Origin of the sequence: Pseudogemmobacter humi, assembly GCF_900609055.1 — a bacterium.
Taxonomy (GTDB): domain Bacteria; phylum Pseudomonadota; class Alphaproteobacteria; order Rhodobacterales; family Rhodobacteraceae; genus Pseudogemmobacter; species Pseudogemmobacter humi.
In genome coordinates, this window is sequence record NZ_UXAW01000063.1 from 1 (window position 1) to 7,951 (window position 7,951).

The 7,951-nt window shown below is 63.4% G+C and carries 9 protein-coding genes; 7 read left to right on the forward strand and 2 right to left on the reverse strand.

The genetic code is table 11. From position 1 onward, the window contains the following. Nucleotides 1–217: 217 nt before the first annotated feature. Nucleotides 218–1,624: a 2-isopropylmalate synthase gene (locus tag XINFAN_RS09970; protein ID WP_124086403.1), complete on the reverse strand. Its 1,407-nt coding sequence runs from the start codon at nt 1,622–1,624 to the stop codon at nt 218–220. A 166-nt stretch (nt 1,625–1,790) separates the two neighbouring features. Here XINFAN_RS09970 and XINFAN_RS09975 point away from each other — a divergent pair, with 166 nt between their 5' ends. Next, nucleotides 1,791–3,455, forward strand: coding sequence for an NAD+ synthase (locus XINFAN_RS09975; protein ID WP_124086405.1), 1,665 nt, complete (start codon nt 1,791–1,793; stop codon nt 3,453–3,455). Nucleotides 3,456–3,622: 167 nt separating this feature from the next. Continuing rightward, nucleotides 3,623–3,946, forward strand: a complete 324-nt coding sequence (locus XINFAN_RS09980; RefSeq protein WP_124086407.1) for a YnfA family protein — start codon at nt 3,623–3,625, stop codon at nt 3,944–3,946. A gap of 516 nt (nt 3,947–4,462) precedes the next feature. On the opposite strand, the gene XINFAN_RS09985 is transcribed toward XINFAN_RS09980, so the two are convergent. Then, the gene (locus tag XINFAN_RS09985) at nt 4,463–4,753 is read right to left on the reverse strand and encodes a hypothetical protein (RefSeq protein ID WP_124086409.1); all 291 of its coding nucleotides are present in this window, start codon (nt 4,751–4,753) and stop codon (nt 4,463–4,465) included. A 145-nt stretch (nt 4,754–4,898) separates the two neighbouring features. Between XINFAN_RS09985 and XINFAN_RS09990 the strand changes: the two genes are divergently transcribed. The 5 genes from XINFAN_RS09990 to XINFAN_RS10005 all read left to right on the forward strand — a co-directional run bounded on the left by XINFAN_RS09990 (nt 4,899) and on the right by XINFAN_RS10005 (nt 7,898). Continuing rightward, nucleotides 4,899–5,303 (forward strand): hypothetical protein, encoded by a 405-nt coding sequence (locus XINFAN_RS09990; protein WP_124086411.1) that lies wholly within the window; start codon nt 4,899–4,901, stop codon nt 5,301–5,303. 50 nt (nt 5,304–5,353) lie between these two features. Beyond that, nucleotides 5,354–5,656 carry a hypothetical protein gene (locus XINFAN_RS21675; protein WP_160144584.1) on the forward strand — a complete coding sequence of 101 codons (303 nt, stop codon included), beginning with the start codon at nt 5,354–5,356 and terminating at the stop codon, nt 5,654–5,656. Beyond that, the gene (locus XINFAN_RS09995) at nt 5,650–6,423 is read left to right on the forward strand and encodes a CHAT domain-containing protein (protein WP_160144585.1); all 774 of its coding nucleotides are present in this window, start codon (nt 5,650–5,652) and stop codon (nt 6,421–6,423) included. The genes XINFAN_RS21675 and XINFAN_RS09995 overlap by 7 nt, the downstream gene beginning before the upstream one ends. A 142-nt stretch (nt 6,424–6,565) precedes the next feature. Next, entirely contained in the window at nt 6,566–7,441 is an 876-nt protein-coding gene (locus tag XINFAN_RS10000; protein ID WP_124086415.1) for a hypothetical protein, read from the forward strand. Between the two features lie 58 nt (nt 7,442–7,499). After that, on the forward strand, nt 7,500–7,898 hold the full coding sequence (locus XINFAN_RS10005; protein WP_124086417.1) for a hypothetical protein: 399 nt from the start codon (nt 7,500–7,502) through the stop codon (nt 7,896–7,898). The last annotated feature ends 53 nt before the right edge of the window (nt 7,899–7,951 follow it).

Here is a 7,951-nt window from a genome sequence, read left to right on the forward strand (position 1 = left end):
CGCGCTCGACACGCCCATTACAGAGGTCGTGGGATAAGTCTGTCCGGGGATAGGGGAACCCCAACCGTCAGCCCATTTCTGCAACAGAGCCCTTTCGGACCGAAAATGACCGGATCGGCAATCGCCTTATTTTCTGTCTGAAAATATCCCCGCCGGAGGCTCGCTCTGGAGGGGGCTCGATGCCCCCTTCAGAGCGGCACTGACGCCGGAGCGCGCTTCAGGGGGCGGTCAGGATGCCTTCCTGCCAGGTGCCCTCGGCGATCTGGCCGGTCTTGTAGGTCATCTTGCCCTGGCCGTGGCGCTTGTCGGCTTTGAAGCCGCCCTCGTAGATGTCGCCCGAAGGATAGGTCGCCACGCCCTGGCCCTCGCTCTGGTTGTTCAGCCAGTCGCCGATGTAGCGGAAGCCGTCGGTCGTGGTCATCTCGCCCTTGCCTTCGCGCTTGTCGGCCCGGAAATCGCCTTTGTAGACGGTGCCGTTGGCATAGGTGGCGCTGCCGGTGCCCTCGCGCAGACCGGCCTTCCAGTCGCCCTCGTAGCGGTAGCCGTCGGGCCGGGTCATCACGCCCCGGCCCTCGGGGCGGGCTTTCACGAAATCGCCCTCGTAGACCTGGCCGTTGGCATAGGTCGCCTTGCCCTTGCCCTCGATCACCCCGTTCGCCCATCCGCCCTGGTAGGTCGAGCCGTCGGGATAGGTGATCGCGCCCTGGCCATGGGCCTGATCGGCCTTCATCGCGCCGACATAGACCGAGCCGTCGGGATAGGTGACCGATCCCGTCCCCTCCATCCGGCCCTCAACCCAGGAGCCCTCGTATTTGAAACCGTCCTTCGTGGCGAAATTGCCCTGGCCGTGGCGCTTGTCGGCCCTGAAGTCGCCCTCGTAGACATCGCCCGAGGCATGGATGGCCTTGCCCTTGCCCTCGCGCTTGCCGTTGACAAAATCGCCCTCGTAGCTGTCGCCGTTGGGCTGGGTCATCCTGCCCTGGCCGTTGATCTGGCCCAGGGCCCATGCGCCGGTATAGGTCAGGCCGTTCGGCATGATCAGCGTGCCCTGGCCCGCGCGCTCGTCGGCCTTCATCGCGCCGTCATAGGTGGTGCCGTCGGCATAGACGATCCTGCCCTGGCCCTCTTTGACGCCCTGGATCCAGTCGCCCTCGTAGCGGTAGCCGCCTTCGTTCTGCAACACGCCCTTGCCGTGACGCTGACCGTTGAGGAAGCTGCCGGTATAGACCGCGTTGTTGGGGTAGGTCGCCACCCCCTCGCCGGTCATCTTGCCTTCGATCCAGTCGCCCTCGTAGGTGCCGCCGTCGCCGAAGGTGATCTTGCCCTTGCCATGGGGCTGGCCCTTGTCGAACTGCCCCTCGTAGACCGAGCCGTTCGGATAGCGCGCCTTGCCCTGGCCCCGGATCTCGCCATCCACCCATTCGCCGGAATATTCGTATCCGTTCGGAAGGCGGTAGGTTCCCTGGCCATGCTGACGGCCGTTCCTGAAGGTGCCTTCGTAAACGGAGCCGTTGTCATATTGCTTGGTGATGATCTCGCTCTCGGACTGGGCGAGAACGGGGCCGGACAGCACCATCGGAACGGCAAGTGTGACGGCGAGAAGCGTTGCCGGGAAAATGCGCATTGCGTGACGTCTCCGGTGTGGATTTCGCGCGCAGCCTAAGCAGGCGCTGGGCGCGAGTCCAGTCGCGCCGCCTCGCGCGGCCGTGATGCCGGGGGAACGCGCCTGCAAGGGTTTCGCGGCCCCTCTGATCTGCTAGAAGCGGATCAGGCGCTTAGGGGAGATTCCGATGGCTGACGCATTCCGGCTCTTGATGGTTCAGGCCAATCCGGTGGTGGGCGACATCAAAGGCAATGCCGGATCGGCGCGCGAATACTGGGCCAAGGGGCGCGAGAAAGGCGCCGATCTGGTCGCGCTGACCGAGATGTTCATAACCGGCTACCAGACCCAGGACCTGATCCTGAAACCCGCCTTCCGCGACGCCGCAATCGCCGCCATCGCGGCACTGGCGCGCGACTGCGCCGACGGCCCCGCGCTCGGGATCGGCGGGCCGGTCTGGGAGGGCGGCCGGCTCTTCAACGGCTATTACATCCTGCAAGGCGGCAAGGTCTCGGCCCGGGTGCTGAAGCACCACCTGCCCAATGACGCGGTGTTCGACGAGAAGCGGCTCTTCGCCTCGGCTGATGTGACCGGCCCCTGGGTGGTGAACGGGGTGCGCATCGGCACCCCGATCTGCGAGGACGCCTGGCACCAGGACGTGACCGAGACGCTGGCCGAGACCGGGGCCGAGATCCTGCTGGTGCCGAACGGCTCGCCTTACCATCGCGGCAAGCCGAACCTGCGGCTCAATCTGATGGTCTCCCGCGTGGTCGAGACCGGGCTGCCTTTGGTTTACCTCAACATGGTCGGCGGCCAGGATGATCAGGTCTTCGACGGATCTTCCATGGTGCTGAACCGGGGCGGAAGGCTCGCGGTGCAGATGCCGCAGTTCGATGCTTTGACCGAGCTGGTCACCTTCCATCGCGGGCCGGAAGGCTGGGAGGCAGAGCCGGGCGCCATCCACGATATCCCCCCGATCGGCGAGGCCGATTACCGCGCCTGCGTCATGGGCCTTGGCGATTACATGGCGAAATCGAGGTTCAAAAGGGCGGTGCTGGGTCTTTCCGGCGGGATCGATTCCGCGCTGGTCGCGGCGATTGCTGTCGATGCGCTCGGGGCGGCGAATGTGCATTGCGTGATGCTGCCCTCGGAATACACCTCGGACCATTCGCTCGACGATGCGGCGGCGGTGGCGCGCGCGCTCGGCTGCCGGCTGGATACGGTGTCGATCTCGGGCGCGCGGGCGGCGGTGGGCGAGGCGCTGGCGCCCTTGTTCGAGGGCACCCGGCCCGGGATCACCGAGGAGAACATCCAGTCCCGCCTGCGCGGCGTGATGCTGATGGCGGTGTCGAACAAATTCGGCGGCATGCTGCTGACCACCGGCAACAAATCCGAGGTCGCGGTCGGTTATTGCACGATCTACGGCGATATGAACGGCGGCTACAATCCGATCAAGGACATGTACAAGACCCGCGTCTTCCTGACCGCCCGGTGGAGGAACGAGAACCACCGGCCCTGGATGAAGGGCCCGGCGGGAGTGGTGATCCCGTCCAGGGTGATCACCAAACCGCCCTCGGCCGAGTTGCGCCCCGACCAGAAGGACGAGGACAGCCTGCCGCCCTATGAGGTGCTGGACCGCATCCTCGAAGGGCTGATCGAGGGCGATTGCTCGGTTGCCGATCTGGTGGCGCAGGGCTTCGACCCCGAGGTGGTGAAGCGGGTGGAGCACCTGATTTACATCAGCGAATACAAGCGCTTCCAGTCGGCGCCGGGGCCGAGGCTGACGCAGCGCGCCTTCTGGCTCGACCGCCGTTATCCGATCGTGAACCGCTGGCGTGACGGGTCGGGCGCGTGAGGGCGGGGCCTGCGCTCGGGGCCTGATCGCGACCGGCTGGTGCGATGAGGCGGCTCGCAGGTGAGCCACCGGGGAAAGGCGCGGGCGCGACGGGGGGCGCAAAGCGCTTACCGGCCGGAAACGGTTGACGGTACGGGGAAGGGGCACGCGGACATGAGGATGGCGCCATGACGGCAGGGCTTTACATCGCGGCCGCCGTGGCCGAGATCGCCGGTTGTTTCGCGGTCTGGGCCTGGTGGAAACTGGGCGCCCCGGCCCTCTGGCTGGTGCCGGGGCTGGTGGCGCTGGCGGCTTTCGCCTGGTTTCTTGCGCTGACGCCGCCCGCCCATGCCGGGCGCAGCTATGCGGCTTACGGCGGGGTCTATATCGCGGCCTCGCTGCTCTGGCTCTGGCTGGCCGAGGGCCAGGCGCCGCGTCTGACCGACCTCGCCGGAGCGGGCCTCGCGCTGACGGGTGCGGCGGTGATCCTCTGGGGGGCGCGCGCGGTCTGAGCCGGGGAAGGGGGCCCTGCCCCCGTCTGCGCAATGCGCAGACTCCCCCGGGATATTTTCAGACAGAAAATGAGCAGGCGCGGCTCCGGGTCATTTTCTGTCTCTGGAAATCCCCGATGGAGTGGGTGGGATTATCCCTGTAAGATTTTGAAATCACTTATCTCGGTTCCACGAGTGCTACCCGCTATATTACAGCTTTGTGCGTCAAGTGAGATACAAGAATTATAGCGATAGACCTGGGTCGCGGCAAGAGGCGATCCCGGGCGTTATTATATGGGATCCCCTGATCTTCATGCGCAAGTCGCCGAGGCTGCGGGTCATCCTTCATCACGAGTATAGTTGGTTGCGGGGGCAAGCTACCGCCGTAATCTACCTGAGCTATCCTGCGCGGTCTGACATACCCTACCCGACCTTGAACAGGCGCAGAAACAAGATTTCGAGGTCCAAGGGAGGAACCCGAGGCCAACTTCCACGTGGCTGCGGAAACCGCACCCATTGCTGCGAAACATACCGCAATCAGCCTTCGGCAGGTTCGATGCGGTTCAGCTTAAGCCTTTTTTCAATTTCAGCCAGCGTGTTTTCAGCTGCAGTCACATAATTGTCGGCACCGGCTTCGCGAAAAATGGCGAGCGCCGGATTGACATTGGCCTGCGCCATTTCCAGCAGCTCCGGCCTGTCAACCTTATCAAACATGATGGTCTGCACTTCGGCCAGATTGTTCTGGGTCAGCCATGGGGGGAGGATGACTACATCCAGATGTCGCTTGCCATCGCGCGCCTGTTCCCACCGCGAAGCCGCGGCGATCACGAGGAATTCGCGACCTGCCTTTCCCAGACCTCGGCCCTTTCTGGGGCGTTGTGCGCAATGGGTGCCGCCGTATATCGACCGTTCTGCGGCGCTGCCCTGGCTGCTGATAGGCACGCCCGACAGGGCGGCCGCCTGTCTGGATGCAATGCCGCCCGACAGTGCCGCGCTGACCGCACAGGCGGAAGATGCGATGGTCCGGCTTCAGATCCAGATCGCCGCCGACAGCATAGATCCGGATCTGGTCGCGCGGGTGCTGCGCCTGCTGGGGTTCGAGGCGGCGCGGGGGGGGCGGGCTTTGCTCGGACATCTTGGGGCTGCGCTGTTCCGGCTGGGGCGGCCCGGCCCGGCGTTGCTGGTCACGACATTGTTCTTTCGGCGCATCGAGACGATGGCCGCGATGCTGCCGCGCGATCCGCTGGAGGCACAGGGCCAGCGCCGGATCCTTCTGTCGGTTCTGGAGCCTTTGAAGGCAGTTCTGGCGGCAAATGACTACAGTCGGGCGGCAGCAAAGCTCAACAGCCTACAGGTGATGCTGGAGCATGGCTGCTGAACGCAGTATCCGGCTTTCGCGACTGGGCTCCCGATGCCAGGATCGCAGAGGTGTCCGCGGAGGCCGAAGCCGTTCTCGGCATTGCAGGTCCGGACGAGGCTGAGCGCGGAACCCGCTTCCACGATCTGGTTACGGGCCTTGCCCTGACCGCCCATGCCACGCGTTTTGGTCCAATGGCAGCGGATGAATGCACCATCGCCTTTCGCGTGAAAGACAGACAGCTAATCCGCGAGGTGCATGGTCAGCCCCCGGAGTCGGTCGATCTGCTGCTGGAGCCGGCCGCGCAGATGGTGCATCAGCTGAACCGGCAATCCGCTCCGAAGGAGATGCCATTGCGGAACGCAAAATGCTAGGGCAGACGCTGTTCGGGCCCGTCGCGAGTCTTTTGCGCGGGATGCGCCAGCTTAACTTGTTCACAGCGAGGCCGATTGCCGCACTGCCCTTCGGGGCCCCGATCTTGGAAGGGGTTCCACTGGCCATGCGCCACAGTCTGGTTGTTCGCACCGGTACTGTCCTGCCTGAGTATAGCGACAGGCCCTCCCCGGGAAGTGGCGCACTGCGTGTTCTTTATTCCGGCGGGCAGGGAGAGAAGCCCCTGTCTGGCCCCCAGGTGGAGGCGCAGGCTGTTCTTTCTCTCTATGGCGGCCCATCCGGCGGGCAGATCATCGAACTCCGCCGCGATATGATCGGCCCAGCTCTGACGCCCGCCCCAGCTATCCTGCACATCGCCGCCCATTCCCAGGTGCGCGAGGATGACCTCGCCGTCTTCTGCGCGACACGGGCCGAGGACGATCCGATCGGTATGGATGCCCTGTTCCCGCCATCCGCCGATCTGCGAGGCACTACCCTCGTATTCCTGTCGGGATGCGACAGTGCCGGGCATAGCGGCGGCACCAGCCTGGCCGCATGGCTGCATGAAAGGGATGTCCGCCACGTGATCGCCGCGCACTGGCTGGTCGATGACGCTGCCGCTACGGAAATCGCTATCCGCACTCATCGAGCTCTTGCCTCAGGATCCGAGCCGCCCGGGGCCCTGGCCTTCGCGACCCGCCAAGTATACGATATTGTGAAATATTCCTCGCTCAGATTCTGGGTGGCCTTTCAATGCTACACCGCCTGATAGAAAAAACGTAACGCACAGCACATTATTCAGTATCATGCGTATTTTTCGCAAATAAACGAAATATTTCGAAAGCCCCTGATCGTGACTCATATCTTATTGTCCCGGCATCGGGACCGGCTCTTGTCGGATTGCCCGTCAGTTGATCGAGGAAATCGTGTCTGAAGAGCCCGCACCCCAGCCCCCCGGCTCTGCCGGCACTGCTCCGTTCAAGATGCAGATCGACTCTATTCACGAAGTCATGGCACCCGTTCTGCGTCCGGCCGAACGCACCTATGCCCATGTTGGCAAAATTCTGCAGATCAACCCCTCCGGCGTGACCGAACGTTGTAATGGCAAGCGGCCGCTGCGCATTGGCGATGCCAGCCGCATCATCGACGGGTTCGGTCTGGCGATCTATGGTCTGGATCACCGGATCTTCGAGATCACCGACCGCAACGAATTCCTTAATAAGCTGCGCGAACACGGAGTTGGCATTTATGAGGTCAACCCTCGCCGGCGCCTTATCCGACTGCTGGGTGAACGGCGCGTGGATACCGGATTGACGGTCGGGCTGCGACGCGCCCGGCGCGAGCGCGGCATCGGCGGCGCCGAGGAAGAGGCGCCATTGACCGTCGTCTTGCATCCTGGCGAGCCTGTGGAGATCACCCTTCAGGCAACCCAGGGCCGCTATATAGCGCTGGTACAGTTCCGGATGGATCTGACCCATGTCATAGAAGTGCTGTCCCCCAGCATCGTGATGCCGCTGATCGAAGTCGAGGATCGCCGCTTCAGCCTTCCTGGGGCCGGGGCCCGACCGCTCATCATCCGCAGGACGCCGGTACATTACCGGCTCATCGCGGTCGAGGCCGATGAGAAGACGGTCACGAAATTCTGGGACAATGATGCCGCCGAAGCGCGCGTCCTGGGCGGGCAGACCAGAATGACCGACGGGATAGCGAAAGAGATAAATGAAACCCTGCTGCTGAAATCTCCAGGCGCTGTCCGCACGGCCTGGGTCGATTTTATTATCGCATAAAGAATCCCGAATAAAAGCTCCCAAACTCGGACGGCTCTGAAACGACCAAGGAAAACCAATGCTTCCCATTAAATCACTAAAGTTGAAACACTTCCTCATCGCCGTCGGCTGCATCGCCATTTTGAGCATCGGACTGGCTGTTAGCCTGCGTCGCCCGACGCTCGTCGATGCGTCTCTTGCCGAACCGGTCGTCGCGCCGGCTTCCGTATCGGAAGTTCCCACGCCATCCACACTCACACGGCCTCAGCCCCCCGAAACTTCCGAGGTTGTGGCGGCGGTCTTCGAGCGGTTTCTCGAAACACCTGCCGCAGCCGCTCTGCCCGATCTCGTGGCAGAAACCAGGAGAGTCCTGAGTGCCGATCCGGCGGCGAGCGATATGATGCCACCAAGCAATGCACCAAAACAGAGCATTGAGCTACTCCCCGGAAATCGGACAGTGACGGAAGCTACGATCTGACGTTTGCTGGTCTCCAATGACGAGGAGATCAGGAATGCGGAAACGCAGGAACC